The sequence below is a fragment of the Methylopila henanensis genome (assembly GCF_042681025.1).
Classification (GTDB): Bacteria; Pseudomonadota; Alphaproteobacteria; order Rhizobiales; family Methylopilaceae; genus Methylopila; species Methylopila henanensis.
On record NZ_JBHUER010000004.1, the window covers coordinates 40,509 to 54,199 of the forward strand.

Below are 13,691 nucleotides of genomic sequence, written 5' to 3' on the forward strand. Positions count from 1 at the left end.
GGTGACGACCGAGGGAACCCCCTCCGGACCGCGGACCACGACGCCCGCCCCGGCGCCGGCCAACGACGCCGACGCGGGCGTGCGCCGGCCCGCAGGCCGTGCGCCGGCTGAGGCCTCCGGCCCGACCACGCCGCCGGCTCCGCCGTCGCCGCGCCGTCCGCGCCGCCAGAGCGCGCTCGTGGGCTATCTCAGCGGCGTCTTCACCTTCCTCACGCTGCTCGCGCTCGGCGTCGGCGGCGCGTTCTACTGGGGCAAGTCGACCTTCGACGCGCCCGGGCCGCTCGCGGCCGAGACCACCGTCATGGTGCCGCGCAACCAGGGCGTCTCCGACATCGCCGCCTCGCTCGCCGCCGCGGGCGTCATCGACCATCCGAAGCTGTTCGAGGCCGGCGTGCGGCTCTACCGCGCCAACGACCGGCTGCGCTTCGGCGAATACGCCTTCCCGGCCCATGTCTCGATGCGCGAGGCCATGGAGATCCTGACCTCCGGCCGGTCGATCGAGCACGCCATCACGATCCCCGAAGGCCTGACCAGCCTCCAGATCGTCGAGCGGCTGCGCGACATCGATCTGCTCACCGGCGACGTCAAGGAGATCCCGCCGGAAGGCGCGCTGCTGCCGGAGACCTACCGGGTGATGCGCGGCACGTCGCGCGAGCAGGTGCTGGCGCGCATGCGCCAGTCGCAGAAGGCCGCGCTCGAGGAGGTCTGGCGCGGGCGCGATCCCTCCGTGCCGGTCAAGTCGCCGGACGACCTGCTGGTATTGGCCTCGCTGATCGAGAAGGAGACCGGCGTCGCCGAGGAGCGGACGCGGGTCGCGGCGGTGTTCGTGAACCGTCTCCGCAAGGGCATGCGGCTCCAGTCCGACCCGACGATCGTCTACGGCCTCGTCGGCGGCCGCGGCACGCTGGGGCGCAGCCTCACGCGCACCGACATCCAGTCGCGCACGCCCTACAACACCTACGTTATCAACGGACTGCCGGCTGGGCCGATCGCGAATCCCGGCCGCGCGTCGCTGGAGGCCGCGGCCCGTCCCGACACGTCCGGCGAGCTGTATTTCGTCGCCGACGGCACCGGGGGCCACGCCTTCGCTTCGACGCTCGCCGAGCACAACCGCAACGTCCAGCGCTGGCGCCAGGTCGAGCGCGCCCGCGGCGCGCAGACCGACCGGGCCGCGCCGGACGAGGCGGCGCCCGAGCCGGAAGGCGGCTCCGCCGCGGCTCCCGGCTCCTCGGCCCCGCGCCGCTAGACGACCTTGCGCAGCGCCGCCCTCGCGTCGTCGAGGTCGGGCGCGTCGATGCGGCGGTAGCGCGCCTGCACGAAGCCGAACAGGCCGAAGGCGAACAGACCCGCCGCGGTAAGGCCGAGCAGGACCCAGCCATAGGGCTGCGCGCGCAGCGCCTGCAGCGCGCCGCCGAGGCCGCGGACCTCCTCCGAATCGGCGCGCCAGGCGGCGAGCGCGAGGAAGCCGCCGATCAGCAGGAAGGTGACGCCGCGCGCCGCGTAGCCCGCGCGCCCGACCGCCGTCACCCAACCCATGGCGTCCGGCGGGACGGAGAGGCGCTTGGTCACGTCGCCCCGCCACGCCTTCCAGCCATAGCCGAAGCCGCCGGCGACGACGCCGAACCCGATCGCCGCGATCGCCCAGCGGCCGAGCGGCTGCGCAAGCGCCCATGCGGTCCAGTCCTGCGCGGCCTGGTCTTCGCCGCCTCCTCCGCCGCCGCGCCCGGCGGCGAGGCCGATGGCCGTGCCGGCGAGGCCGAGATAGACCACGCCGCTCAGGGCCTGCAGCGCCCGGACGCCCCGGCCCTTGGCGCTGTCCCCTCGGCCGTCGGCGTCGGTTACGGCGCTGGTGATGCGCCACGCCGCGAAGCAGACGAGGCCTGCGCCCACGGCCGCCAGGAGCGCGGCGCCGAAGGGCTGCTCCAGCACGACCAGCAATGCGCTCCGGCTGCCGCCGGTCGACCCGCCGACGCCGATGGCCGCCAGCACGGCGAGCCCGCCGACAAGGCAATAGACGAGACCCCTGGCGGCGAAGCCGAGGCGGGCGAGCGTTTCGATGCGCGACGCGTGATGAAGGTCCATGACACGATCATCGGGCGGCCGCGCAGCGCTTCAAGGCGCGAAGAGGCGCGCCCGTCCCCACCGGAGGCGGCGGCCGACGTGACGCCCCTTGCCCGACTCGACCGGCCGCCTCATACTTTCGGTGTCGTCAACAACCGAAAGGAGGTGATCCGGTGTCTCATCGTCTTGATCAGCGCTCGGAGAGCGCCGTGACCTGGATCTCGGCTTCGGCTGGGGTGCGCGCCTGATTCAGGCGGTCGCGGAGGTCTTTCACGACCGCGATTGGAGATGGGAGGGGTCGTCCGCAAGGGCGGCCCCTCTGCTCTTTCAAGCCACCGCGGCGTGGGCCCGCGGCGTCTCCGGCAGGACAACGGCGGGCAGACGCCCAAGCTCCGGACGCGCGAACAGATAGCCCTGCATCAGCGTCACGCCCATGGTCTTGAGACAGGCGTATTCCTCGAAGGTCTCGATCCCCTCGGCCACGACGCGCATGCCGATGGCTTCCGCCAAGGTCATCATGCTGGCGAGGATCGCCTGCCGAACGCGGCTGCCGTCGATGCCGCGGATCAGGTCCATGTCGAGCTTTACGACGTCGGGCTGGAACTCGGCGAGCAGGTTCAGGCCGGAATGCCCTGCGCCGAAATCGTCGATGGCGGTGGTGAAGCCCTGACGCTTGTACTCCGCAAGAATCCGCGTGAGATGCGGCCGGTCTTCGATCTTCTCGCCTTCCGTCACTTCGAACATGATGCGGTCGACCGGGAAGCCATGCCTCCGGGCGGCCGCGAGCGTGGTGCCGAGGCAGAGCGCCGGCTCGTAGACGGCGTTCGGCATGAAGTTGATGCTGACCAGGGATTGGATGCCTAGCCGCGCGGCGGCCTCCACGGCGGCGCGGCGGCAGAGCTGGTCGAACGCGAAGCGCGTGTCCGGCGTGACATGCGCGAGAACCGCGGCCGCGCCTTCGCCGTTCGCGCCGCGGACCAGCGCCTCGTAAGCGAAGACGCTTCCGTCGGTCACGTCGAGGATGGGCTGGAAGGCCATCGCGATGTCGATCGCAAAAGGCTGACGGCAGCCGGCGCAGCCCGCGTTCGCGAGCAGATCAAAAGACTCCAGACCGATGCGCATGCTCTGCTCGTATTTGGCTCCGCCGCACGGCGGGCTCTGCTCGAGGCAGACTGCGGGGCACCAGATTACCCTGCGGTTAATTGCGTCCGCCCGTCGTGGACGCCGCGATGACGAAAGCGACGGATCGCCTTAAGAGTGGTCCGGAAAGCAGCGCGACGAAGACGCGGCTATCCGGGAGGACTGGTCCATGGGCGCTTACGAAGACCTGCACGCGCGGTCGCTCGAAGACCGGGAGGCCTTCTGGCTCGAAGCCGCCAGGGCCGTGGACTGGTTCGAGCCGCCGACCCGCGCCTTCGACCCCGATCAGGGCGCCTATGGCCGCTGGTTTCCGGACGGGGTCGTCAACGCCTGCCACAACGCGCTCGACCGCCATGTCGACGCCGGCCGGGGCGGACAGACCGCCCTGATCTACGACAGCCCCGTCACCGGATCGAAGCGCAGCTACACCTACGCGGGCTTGCGCGACGAGGTCTCGGCCTTCGCCGCCGTGCTGCAGGACCTCGGCGTCGCGAAGGGCGACCGCGTGGTGATCTACATGCCCATGGTCCCGGAGGCGCTGGTCGGCATGTACGCCTGCGCGAGGCTTGGCGCGATCCATTCCGTGGTGTTCGGCGGCTTCGCGGCGGCGGAGCTCGCCAAGCGCATCGATGACGCGGCGCCCAAGGTGGTGCTGACGGCCTCCTGCGGGATCGAGCCGACGCGGAAGGTCGCCTACAAGCCGCTGCTCGACCAGGCGATCGCCGCCGCGTCCCACAAGCCGGACGCGGTCGTCCTGCTGCAGCGGCCCGAGCTCGAGGCCGAGCTGACGCCGGGGCGCGACCACGACTGGGCCGCCCTGCGCGCCGCGGCGGAGGGGCGGACCACGGACTGCGCGCCCGTCGCTGCGACCGATCCGCTCTACATCCTCTATACCTCCGGCACCACGGGCACCCCGAAAGGCGTGGTGCGCGACACCGGCGGCTATCTGGTCGCGCTCGCCTGGTCGATGAAGGCCGTCTACGGCCTCAATCCCGGCGAGGCGTTCTTCTGCGCCTCCGACATCGGCTGGGTGGTCGGGCACTCCTACATCGTCTATGCGCCGCTGATCATCGGCGCGACCACGGTGCTCTACGAGGGCAAGCCGGTCGGGACGCCGGACGCCGGCGCGTTCTGGCGCGTCATCTCCGAGCATGGCGTGGTGGCGCTGTTCACCGCGCCGACGGCGCTGCGCGCCATCCGCAAGGAGGACCCGGAGGGCCGGGAGGCTCGGAAATACGACCTCTCCCGCCTGCGCGCCCTGTTCCTCGCCGGCGAACGGGCGGACCCGCCCAGCATCCAGTGGGCGGAGACGCTGCTCGGCGTGCCTGTGATCGACAACTGCTGGCAGACCGAGACCGGCTGGCCGATCGTCGCGAACCCGATCGGGTTCGAGCGGCTGCCGGTCAAGCTCGGCTCGCCGACCGTGCCGATGCCGGGCTACGACGTGCGCGTGCTGACCGACGAGGGCCACGAGGCGCCGCGCGGAACGCTCGGCAACATCGTCATCCGCCTGCCGCTGCCGCCGGGCTGCCTGCCGACGCTGTGGAACGCCGACGACCGCTTCCGCTCGGCTTATCTCGATGGCTTTCCCGGCTACTACCAGACCTCGGACGCCGGCTTCGTCGACGAGGACGGCTATGTCTTCTTCATGGCCCGCACCGACGACATCATCAACGTCGCCGGCCACCGGCTCTCGACCGGCGGCATGGAGGAGGTGATCGCGAGCCACCCGGACGTGGCGGAATGCGCCGTGGTCGGCGTGGCCGACCAGCTCAAGGGCCAGTCGCCGACCGGCTTCGTGGTGCTGAAGGCGGGCGTCGACCGTACGCCGGCGGACATCGAGCGCGAGATCGTCGCGCTGGTGCGCGACCGCATCGGCCCGGTCGCGGCGTTCAAGACCGCGCTCACCGTCCAGCGCCTGCCCAAGACCCGCTCCGGCAAGATCCTGCGCGGCACGATCCAGAAGATCGCCGACGGCGAGGACTGGGCGATGCCCGCGACCATCGAGGACCCGACGACGCTGGACGAGATCGGCGACGCGCTCGCGGCGCGGCGCTGACTGCGGGGAGGGCGTGCTCACGCTCTGGGGGCGCAGGAACTCGTTCAACGTCCAGAAGACGCTGTGGCTGCTTGACGAGATCGGCCTCGATTACCGCCATGTCCCGGCAGGAGGCGGTTTCGGCCGGCTCGGCGAGTTGCGGGACCGCGGCCTGAACCCGCATGGCCGCGTGCCGGTGCTGGAGGACGACGGCCTCCCGGTCTGGGAATCGCACGCCATCCTGCGCTATCTCGCCGCCCGCTACGGGGCCGGGGCGTTCTGGCCCGACGATCCCGCGGAACGGGCGCGGATCGACGGCTGGATGGACTGGGCGCAGACTGCGCTGCAGCCGGCGTTTCTGAACGGGGTGTTCTGGGGCTTCTACCGCACGCCCGAGGAACAGCGGGACTGGCCGGCGATCAACGCGAGCGTCGCCCGCTGCGCCGAGCTGTTCGGGCTGATGGACGAAGCGCTGGCGAGCGCTCCGTTCCTCGCCGGCGACCGGCTGACGCTGGCCGACGTCGCGGCCGGCGCCGCGCTCTTCCGCTACTACGAGCTGGAGATCGACCGGCCGCGGCTGCCGCATGTGGAGGCGTGGCGCGATCGTCTTTACGAGCGGCCCGCCTATCGCGCGAACGTTATGCTGCCGTTCGACGAGCTGCGTGGCCGGCTCGACTTCTGACGACGGCCTCAGCGGCTGTCGTCGTCCTCGTCCTCGTCGTCCCGCTTGAGCTGCTTGAGCTTCGCGAACACGCTCTGGACGTCGAGCTCGCGCTCGGACGAGGCGTCGTCGCCGGTCGTGACCTCCGCCGGCAGCAGCGTCTCGTTGTCCTCTTCCTTGCGCAGGACGGCGTCCGGGTTGGCCTTGGCGGCCTTCGCCACCTCGAAGTCGAGGTCGATCTGCGAGCACAGGCCGAGCGTCACCGGATCGGCCGGCGTAAGGTTGGCGGCGTTCCAGTGGGTGCGGTCGCGGATCGCGGCGATCGTCGACTTGGTGGTGCCGACGAGGCGGATGATCTGCGTGTCCTTGAGCTCCGGATGGTTCCGCACCAGCCAGAGGATCGCGTTCGGGCGATCCTGCCGGCGCGAGACCGGGGTGTAGCGCGGGCCCTTGCGGGGCTTCACCGGCGGCAGGCGCACCTTGGAGACCGCGAGCTGAAGCCGGTAGTCCGGGTTCTTCTGGCCCTTCTCGATCTCCTCGCGGGTGATCTGGCCGGAGGTGATCGGGTCGAGGCCCTTGATGCCCTGCGCGGCCTCGCCGTCGGCGACGGCTTTGACCTCGAGCTCGTGCAGCTTGCAGAAATCGGCGATCTGGGCGAACGACAGCGAGGTGTTCTCGACGAGCCAGACCGCGGTCGCCTTCGGCATCAGCGGCGCGTTCGACATGGGTGCAATGCTCCTCTCGCTCCGACCGCCGGGGTGCGGCGGAGCCCTGACCGTTATCTCGATGACGGGGGTTGCGGGCTTTATAAGCCGAAGGCCGCTGTCCTGGCAACGCATGTCCGTCCGCGGGACGCTTGCGCCCGCCCGTCCCGATGCGGCACGTTCGGCGTCCGAAAACGAGCCGATGGGAGGACGTCCATGGCGGTCTTCGACGACGACGCTCCGAAACCCGCCGCGGCGCCGGCGCAGCATGCGATCGGGCAGGACCTCGGCCGCCTGTCCGTCGACGAGCTTGTGGAGCGGGTCGCGGCGCTCAAGGCGGAGATCGTCCGGGTCGAGGCCGCGATCGCCGCGAAATCCTCGCACCGCAGCGCGGCCGACGCGATCTTCCGGAGTTGATCGGCCATCGCGCGCCTGATTCCGAACGGTCTCCGATGCTCTTAAGGCGGCGTTAACCTTTTCAAGCGATTAATGAGCTGTCCAGTTTTCTGGATTCCGAGTGGTTCCTGTCCACTCTTTTTGACGCCTCCCTGTCATGGACTTAAGGCCGCCGCTTCCGGCGGCCTTTTTTTGGCGCGTTAACCGTCCGTGCGCCTTGTCGCGGCGCGGCCGGTGGAAAAGCCGGCTGTTGGCGCCCCGATTGCCCAACCCCTGTCGTTGATGCGACGCTGTCCGAAGGCTAAGGCTTCTCGCCGGCTTGAGCGCGCGTTCCCGAGAGAGGTTGTCCGATTATGATCGACAGGTCCGAGCGTCCCGCGGCTCCGTCCGAACCCGTCTCGCTCGGCATGCGTCTGGTCGGCTCGGCGGCGTTCACGACGCTGTTCCGCGAGGGCATGGCGCTGGTGGAGGAGACCGCGGCCTATCTCGACGGCGACGGCCGCGGCGAATCCCGCGAGCTGGGCCGCGCCGAGTCCATCGCCTACGCCACCGAGAGCATGCGTCTCACCACCCGGCTGATGCAGATCGCGTCCTGGCTGCTGGTGCAGCGCGCGGTGAACGAGGGCGAGATGTCGCTCGACCAGGCCCGCGAGGAAAAGCTCAAGGTGCGGCTGTCGGCGGTGGCGTCGACGCTGCCGCGGGACGTGTTCGAACGGCTGCCGGAACGGCTGCGCGATCTGGTCGACCGCACCGCGCGGCTTCAGGAGCGCGTGCAGATCCTCGACGTGCAGCTCGACGGCAAGGTCGTGGCCGAGGAGCCGTCGCGCAACCCGCTCGAAGGCCAGCTCGAACTCCTGCGTCAGGCCTTCGGCGCCGGCCGCTGATTCTGCGCCCGTTCAGGCCGCGGCGACCCCGCCCTGCGGCGGCGTGATCGCGAAGCCCTCGTCGTCGTACTGGTTGAGCTTGTTCCGCAGCGTGCGGATCGAGATGCCGAGGATGTTGGCCGCGTGGGTGCGGTTGCCCAGCGTGTGGCCGAGCGTGTCGAGGATCAGCTCGCGCTCGACGTCCGCCACCGTGCGGCCGACGAAGCCGCGCGTGACGGTCTCGGCCGCCTCCGCCGCGCGCGACGCCGGGTCCGCGCCGCGCGGCGCCATCGGCGCGCCGTCGGGGCTCAGGATCGCCTCCGGTCCGATCTCCGGCCCGCTCGCGAGCAGCACCGCGCGGTGGATCATGTTCTCCAGCTCGCGCACGTTGCCGGGGAAGGCGCAGCGCACGATCTCGGTTCGCGCCGAGGCGGACAGCGGGCGCACCGCGACGCCGTTGAGCTGCGCGTACTTCTTCGCGAAATGCGCGGCGAGCTCGAGGATGTCGCCCGGCCGCTGCCGCAGCGGCGGGATCTTCAGCGTGACGACGTTCAGCCGGTAGAGCAGGTCTTCGCGGAACGTCCCGCGGCGCACCTCGTCCGCAAGCACCCGGTTCGAGGTCGCGAGCACCCGGATGTCGACCGGCACCGGCTTCGCGCCGCCGACGCGGTCGATGACGCGCTCCTGCAGCGCGCGCAGCAGCTTCGCCTGCAGCCGCACGTCCATTTCGGAGATCTCGTCGAGCAGCAGCGTGCCGCCGGAGGCTTCCTCGAACTTGCCGATGCGGCGGGCCGAGGCCCCGGTGAAGGCGCCCTTCTCGTGGCCGAACAGCTCGCTTTCCAGAAGCTGCTCCGGGATCGCGGCGCAGTTGACCGACACGAACGGCTTGGCCGCGCGGGGCGAGCGGGCGTGGATGTGGCGCGCCAGCATCTCCTTGCCCGATCCGCTCTCGCCGGTGATCAGGACGCTCGCTGAGGAGGCCGCGACCTGGGTCGCGAGCTGGACGACGGAGGCCATGACGGGATCGCGGAACACGAGGTCGCGCGCGTCGTCGGCTACGGCGGCGAGCACGGCCGCGATCAGCTCGGGATCGGGCGGGAGCGGGATGTACTCCTGCGCGCCCGACTGAATCGCCGCGACGGCGGCGCGCGCGTCGTTGTCGACGCCGCAGGCGACCACCGGCACGTGGAACCGCTCGGCCTTCAGCGCTTCGGTCAGTTCGCGCACGGGCAGCGCGACGTCGATCATGATCAGGTCGGCGCCGCGGCCGGCGCGCAGGCTGCGCATCGCCTGGTCGATGGTCTCGGCGTGGGTCACTGCCGCGCCGCGGTCCATGGCGATCCGGGTGGCGGCGGTGAGCTGCCCCTTGAGCTGGCCGACGATGGTGAGCCGCATGGGTCGTCCTCCGTTCAGGCGCGGTCGGGCTTGATGATTTCGGTCATCGTCACGCCGAGCCGCTCTTCGACCAGCACCACTTCGCCGCGGGCGACGAGCCGGTCGTTGACGTAGATGTCGATCGCCTCGCCGACCTTGCGGTCGAGTTCGAGGATCGATCCGGGCTTGAGCCTCAGCAGTTCGCCGACGTCGACGCGCGACCGCCCAAGCACGGCCGAGACCGAGACGGGAACGTCGAACACCGCCTCGAGTTCGGCGGCGACGCGGGCGTCCGCGGAATCGTCGGGACGCCGGCGGCTGGTGTCGACGAGGTCGATCTCGTCGGCGTTCAACTCCGGCAGGGGAACTTCCTTGCCTGCGCTCATGCGTCGGCTCCTTCCGAAGTGGTGACGTCCGGCGCGCCGGACGGCGCGAAGTGGCGGGCGACGGCGGCCTCGATCGCGCGCAGGACCGCGGCGGCGTCGCGCACCACGCCGCCGTCGGCCCATTCGAGCCGGGCGTCGCCGGTCGCGACCTCGGGGTCGCCGAGCACGACGAGGCGGCCCGCGAAGCCGCGGACATGGGCGATCGCGCCGAGTTCGGCCTTGACCGTCTCGACGAGGTCGGGCGCGACGCGCACGGCGACGTGCGGGGCCGAGCGCAGCTCGAGGAAGCAGGCCTCGGCGGCCGCGGTGATCTCGGCGAGCGGCGCGCGGGCGACGGCGGCCCCCGCGAGCTTGCGGGCGAGGGCGAGGGCGAGCTCGACCGACTGGCGCTGCAGGTGAAGCGCGCGCGCGTCGGCGTCGGCGATCGACATGGCGAGCTGGGCGCCGAGCGTCTCGATCGCCGCCGTCAGGCGCGCGGCGTCGCTGTCGCGCATCGCCTTGCGGCCCTCGGCCTCGCCGCGGCGGAAGGCGGAGGCCTCGGCGCGGGCGAGCGCGGCCTCATGGTCCGCGAGCGGCACGACCGGCGCCGCGGCCGGCGCCGGCGGCGGCGCGCCGAAGTCGAGGTCGAACAGGAAGCGGGCGGGCTTGGCGGTCACGCGGCGCTCCGCCCGGCGGGGAGAGGATCAGTAGACAAGCTCGTCCTCCCCCTTGCTCTTGGAGATGCGGATTTCGCCCTTGGCGGCGAGGTCCTTGGTCAGGCCGACCAGGGCGGACTGCGCCTCGTCGACGTCCTTGAGCCGGACCGGCCCCATCGCCTCCATGTCGTCGATCAGCATCTTGGCGGCGCGGCTCGACATGTAGCCCATGAGGAACTCGCGCATGGTCTGGCTCGCGCCCTTCAGCGCCACCGCCAGCTTGTCGCGCGGCGCGTCGCGCAGCAGCGTCTGGACGCCGGCGGCGTCGAGCTTCTGCAGGTCGTCGAAGGTGAACATGAGCTGCTTGATGCGCTCGGCGCTGTCCTTCGACGCCTCCTCCAGCTTGGTCAGGAAGCGGGTCTCGGTCTGCCGGTCGAACGAGTTGAAGATCTCCGCCATCTGCTCGTGGGCGTCGCGGCGCGAGGTCTGGGACAGGTTCGACATCAGCTCCGAGCGCAGCGTCTGCTCGACGCGCTCGAGGATGTCCTTCTGCACCGCCTCCATCGCGAGCATCCGGCGCACCACGTCGAGCGCGAAGTCTTCCGGCAGGATCGCGAGCACGCGCGCGGAATGTTCGGCGCGGATCTTCGACAGCACCACGGCGACGGTCTGCGGGTACTCGTTCTTCAGGTAGTTCGCGAGCACCGCCTCCTGCACGTTGGAGAGCTTCTCCCACATGTTGCGGCCGGCCGGCCCGCGGATCTCCTCCATGATCGCGCCGACGCGCTCCTTCGGGAGCAGCCTCGCGAGCAGCCTTTCGGTGCTGTCGAAGGTGCCCATCAGGGCGCCGGCGGTGGAGAGGTTCGAGACGAACTGCATCAGCAGCCCCTCGACCGTTTCGATGTCGACGGGGCCGAGCGACGACATGGCCGAGGACAGCGCGCGGATCTCGTCGTCGTCGAGCTGCGGCCAGATCGAGGCGCCGTGCTCCTCGCCGAGCGCGAGCATCAGCACGGCCGCGCGGTCGATGCCGGTGAGAGCGCGGGTCGGGGCGGCGCCCCGGGTGGCGACGGCCTGAGCCATGGTCCTACGCGGGCTCCTGCATCCACTGCCGGATGATCGACAGGGTCTCGTTCGGGTTGTTCTTCACCAGCTCGCCGATGCGCTGCATCGATTCGGCCTGGACGCGGCCCGCGATCTCGGCCGCGGCGATCATCCGGGCGGTGCCGGGCTCCTGGCCCTGGCCGCCGCTCGTCGTCATGGCCCCCGCGGGGCCGGCGAGGGCGGGCGTCTCGCCGGGGCCGGCGAGCGCGGCGGCCTCGTCGCCGGACGCTCCGACCACGAGCGTGCGCGTGGTGGTGATCGTCGTCTCGGGCGACAGCGCCTTCCGCAGCAGCGGGCGCACCACCACGAACAGCACCAGCACGGTCAGCAGCGCCAGCACGGCGAGCTCCGCCCAGCGCATGACGTCCTCGCGGGTCAGCTCGAACAGACCCGGCGCCGCGCCGGCGTCGGCCGCGCCGGGCAGGTCGGCGAAGCGCAGGTTGACGATCTCGACCGCGTCGCCGCGGGCCTGGTCGAAGCCGACGCCGGCCCGCACCAGCGCGCCGATCCGGTCGAGCTCCTCCTGCGGCCGCGGCGCATAGGAGACGTCGCCATTGGCGGCGCGGGCGTAGACGCCGTCGACCAGCACGGCGACCGAGAGCCGCTTCAGACGGGCGCCGTCCTGCACCTCGGTGCGGGTGGTGCGCGAGATCTCGTAGTTCACCACCTCCTCGGTCTTGTTCGAGGTGTCGCGGTTCTGCGGGGCCTGACCGGCGGCGGCGCCTTGCGCGTTCGGAAGCTGCGCGCCGACCGTCACGGCCTGGTCGCCGGCCTCCGACGACTGCGAGCTCTCCTCCCGCGTCTGGGTCGAGCGGACGACGCGGCTCTCCGGATCGAAGCTGTCGGCGGTGACGGTGGACTTGGTGGTGTCCATCTCGGCGCGGACCTCGACGCGGGCGCGGTCGCGTCCGACGACGCGTCCGACGATCGCCTCGACGCGCTCGCGCAGCCGCCGCTCCAGCGCCGTGGTGCGCTCGTCGCCGGAGCCGCCCGCGCCGTCCTCCGATCCGGAGCCGTCGGCGAGCAGCCGGCCGCTCTCGTCGACCAGCGACACCTTCTCGGGCTTCAGCCCCTGCACCGCGGAGGCGGCGAGGTGGCGGATGGCGCGGATCTCGCCGCCTTCCAGCTCGCCGCGGGCGCGAATCACGATCGACGCCGAGGGCTGCGGCGCGTCGCGCGCGAACAGCGGCTTCTCGGGGATGACGAGGTGGACGCGCGCGGCCTCGACCCGGTTGAGCGACCGGATCGACCGGGCGAGCTCGCCCTCGAGCGCGCGCAGGTGATTGACGTTCTGGACGAAGCTCGTCGCGGAGAATCCGTCGCTCTTGTCGAAGATCTCCCAGCCGACGCCGCCGCCGGCGGGCAGGCTCTTCTCGGCGAGGCCCATGCGCAGCTTCGCGATCTGCTCCTTCGGCACGAGGATCGACGCCCCGTCCTGGCGCAGCTCGTAAGGGACCGCGCGCTGCTCGAGCTCCTTGATCACGGCCGATGAGTCCTGCAGCGACAGGTCGCTGAACAGCGGCGACATCTGCGGCTGCGTGAACCGCACGATCGTGAAGGCGAAGAACCCGATCAGGGCGATCGCGACCGCCAGCATCGCGGCGATGCGGCCCGGCCCGAACGTACGCAGGAATGCAACGGCGCCGCCCAACGAGCCTCTCCCGGAAGGGCGCCGCGATCCGGCCCCACCCGGCAAGAATTGCCCGGCGCATGGTAAACGGGTCGTTAATGCCCCCGTCGAGCGGGCGCCGGAAACGACGGCGCCGGCCACGAGGGCCGGCGCGGACGTACGCGAAGACTTTAAGCGGTCAGGCGCGATACTGTTGAATGCGCGTCGTGCGGAGTCCTGCAAGGCCATGGCGGTCGATCGACGCTTGCCAGGAAAGAAATTCCTCGACCGTCAGCGTGTAGCGCTGACAGGCCTCCTCGAGGCTGAGAAGCCCGCCACGCACGGCGGCGACGACCTCGGCCTTGCGCCGGATCACCCACCGTTTGGTGTCGGACGGCGGCAAGTCGGCGACCGTGAGCGGACTTCCGTCCGGTCCGATCACATACTTGGCGCGTCCACGTTGCATTTCGGTCATCGGTACTCTCACACGCATCTGACCCGTCTCTAGCAACGTTAGGCGCGGCGATTTAACATTTGGCTAAGCGGAAAAGATGATTTCGACCGAATTTCAATCGTTAATGAGAAGTAATTCAAATACTAACGAATGGTGATCTTTTGACTGTTGCGTGGTCTTTCGCGGCGGGCAAAATTTTCCGCCGGAGGGCAGAAAACGCCGAGCGCCGCGGAGGCCGGCGCGTTGATCTTCTTGGCCCTTCCGGT

Annotated in this window: 14 protein-coding genes; 5 read left to right on the plus strand and 9 right to left on the minus strand. The window is 70.7% G+C overall.

Going from position 1 to position 13,691, the window contains the following annotated elements; genetic code table 11:
- Position 1: 1 nt before the first annotated feature.
- Entirely contained in the window at positions 2-1,246 is a 1,245-nt protein-coding gene (mltG, locus tag ACFSCV_RS06495) for an endolytic transglycosylase MltG (protein WP_378798152.1), read from the plus strand.
- Here mltG and ACFSCV_RS06500 read toward each other — a convergent pair.
- Both ACFSCV_RS06500 and ACFSCV_RS06505 read right to left on the minus strand, forming a co-directional pair.
- The gene (locus ACFSCV_RS06500) at positions 1,243-2,082 is read right to left on the minus strand and encodes a DUF1206 domain-containing protein (RefSeq protein ID WP_378798154.1); all 840 of its coding nucleotides are present in this window, start codon (positions 2,080-2,082) and stop codon (positions 1,243-1,245) included. The genes mltG and ACFSCV_RS06500 overlap by 4 nt on opposite strands.
- Before the next feature lie 306 nt (positions 2,083-2,388).
- Entirely contained in the window at positions 2,389-3,183 is a 795-nt protein-coding gene (locus tag ACFSCV_RS06505; RefSeq protein WP_378798156.1) for an EAL domain-containing protein, read from the minus strand.
- A gap of 187 nt (positions 3,184-3,370) precedes the next feature.
- Here ACFSCV_RS06505 and ACFSCV_RS06510 point away from each other — a divergent pair, with 187 nt between their 5' ends.
- Both ACFSCV_RS06510 and ACFSCV_RS06515 read left to right on the plus strand, forming a co-directional pair.
- Positions 3,371-5,260 (plus strand): propionyl-CoA synthetase, encoded by a 1,890-nt coding sequence (locus ACFSCV_RS06510; RefSeq protein WP_378798158.1) that lies wholly within the window; start codon positions 3,371-3,373, stop codon positions 5,258-5,260.
- 13 nt (positions 5,261-5,273) lie between these two features.
- Positions 5,274-5,921 (plus strand): glutathione S-transferase family protein, encoded by a 648-nt coding sequence (locus tag ACFSCV_RS06515; protein WP_378798160.1) that lies wholly within the window; start codon positions 5,274-5,276, stop codon positions 5,919-5,921.
- Between the two features lie 8 nt (positions 5,922-5,929).
- Here ACFSCV_RS06515 and ACFSCV_RS06520 read toward each other — a convergent pair whose 3' ends face one another.
- Entirely contained in the window at positions 5,930-6,625 is a 696-nt protein-coding gene (locus tag ACFSCV_RS06520) for a DUF1013 domain-containing protein (protein WP_378798162.1), read from the minus strand.
- A 195-nt stretch (positions 6,626-6,820) separates the two neighbouring features.
- Here ACFSCV_RS06520 and ACFSCV_RS06525 point away from each other — a divergent pair, with 195 nt between their 5' ends.
- Both ACFSCV_RS06525 and rcdA read left to right on the plus strand, forming a co-directional pair.
- Positions 6,821-7,021: a DUF1192 domain-containing protein gene (locus tag ACFSCV_RS06525; RefSeq protein ID WP_378798164.1), complete on the plus strand. Its 201-nt coding sequence runs from the start codon at positions 6,821-6,823 to the stop codon at positions 7,019-7,021.
- Positions 7,022-7,353: 332 nt separating this feature from the next.
- Positions 7,354-7,884, plus strand: coding sequence for a protease adaptor protein RcdA (gene rcdA, locus ACFSCV_RS06530; RefSeq protein WP_378798166.1), 531 nt, complete (start codon positions 7,354-7,356; stop codon positions 7,882-7,884).
- Between the two features lie 12 nt (positions 7,885-7,896).
- Here the strand turns inward: rcdA and flbD are convergent, their stop codons facing one another.
- The 6 genes from flbD to sciP form a co-directional block, all read right to left on the minus strand.
- Complete coding sequence (gene flbD, locus ACFSCV_RS06535) at positions 7,897-9,258, minus strand: sigma-54-dependent transcriptional regulator FlbD (protein ID WP_378798168.1); 1,362 nt, start codon at positions 9,256-9,258, stop codon at positions 7,897-7,899.
- 14 nt (positions 9,259-9,272) lie between these two features.
- Entirely contained in the window at positions 9,273-9,623 is a 351-nt protein-coding gene (fliN, locus tag ACFSCV_RS06540; protein WP_378798170.1) for a flagellar motor switch protein FliN, read from the minus strand.
- Positions 9,620-10,279 (minus strand): FliH/SctL family protein, encoded by a 660-nt coding sequence (locus ACFSCV_RS06545; protein ID WP_378798172.1) that lies wholly within the window; start codon positions 10,277-10,279, stop codon positions 9,620-9,622. Before ACFSCV_RS06545 ends, fliN begins: the two co-directional genes overlap by 4 nt.
- A gap of 27 nt (positions 10,280-10,306) precedes the next feature.
- Positions 10,307-11,341, minus strand: coding sequence for a flagellar motor switch protein FliG (fliG, locus tag ACFSCV_RS06550; RefSeq protein ID WP_378798174.1), 1,035 nt, complete (start codon positions 11,339-11,341; stop codon positions 10,307-10,309).
- A gap of 4 nt (positions 11,342-11,345) precedes the next feature.
- Positions 11,346-13,013, minus strand: coding sequence for a flagellar basal-body MS-ring/collar protein FliF (fliF, locus tag ACFSCV_RS06555; protein WP_378798176.1), 1,668 nt, complete (start codon positions 13,011-13,013; stop codon positions 11,346-11,348).
- A gap of 157 nt (positions 13,014-13,170) precedes the next feature.
- A complete protein-coding gene (sciP, locus tag ACFSCV_RS06560; RefSeq protein ID WP_271200467.1) occupies positions 13,171-13,446 on the minus strand; it encodes a CtrA inhibitor SciP in 276 nt (91 codons plus the stop codon).
- Positions 13,447-13,691: the final 245 nt, after the last annotated feature.

What these genes read in the sequence shown, in the direction of transcription:
- fliG (WP_378798174.1), bottom strand. Translation starts at nt 11,341, where the DNA reads ATGGCTCAGGCCGTCGCCACCCGGGGCGCCGCCCCGACCCGCGCTCTC.
- ACFSCV_RS06520 (WP_378798162.1), bottom strand. Translation starts at nt 6,625, where the DNA reads ATGTCGAACGCGCCGCTGATGCCGAAGGCGACCGCGGTCTGGCTCGTC.
- ACFSCV_RS06500 (WP_378798154.1), bottom strand. Translation starts at nt 2,082, where the DNA reads ATGGACCTTCATCACGCGTCGCGCATCGAAACGCTCGCCCGCCTCGGC.
- ACFSCV_RS06510 (WP_378798158.1), top strand. Translation starts at nt 3,371, where the DNA reads ATGGGCGCTTACGAAGACCTGCACGCGCGGTCGCTCGAAGACCGGGAG.
- ACFSCV_RS06525 (WP_378798164.1), top strand. Translation starts at nt 6,821, where the DNA reads ATGGCGGTCTTCGACGACGACGCTCCGAAACCCGCCGCGGCGCCGGCG.
- sciP (WP_271200467.1), bottom strand. Translation starts at nt 13,446, where the DNA reads ATGACCGAAATGCAACGTGGACGCGCCAAGTATGTGATCGGACCGGAC.
- flbD (WP_378798168.1), bottom strand. Translation starts at nt 9,258, where the DNA reads ATGCGGCTCACCATCGTCGGCCAGCTCAAGGGGCAGCTCACCGCCGCC.
- fliN (WP_378798170.1), bottom strand. Translation starts at nt 9,623, where the DNA reads ATGAGCGCAGGCAAGGAAGTTCCCCTGCCGGAGTTGAACGCCGACGAG.
- rcdA (WP_378798166.1), top strand. Translation starts at nt 7,354, where the DNA reads ATGATCGACAGGTCCGAGCGTCCCGCGGCTCCGTCCGAACCCGTCTCG.
- ACFSCV_RS06505 (WP_378798156.1), bottom strand. Translation starts at nt 3,183, where the DNA reads ATGCGCATCGGTCTGGAGTCTTTTGATCTGCTCGCGAACGCGGGCTGC.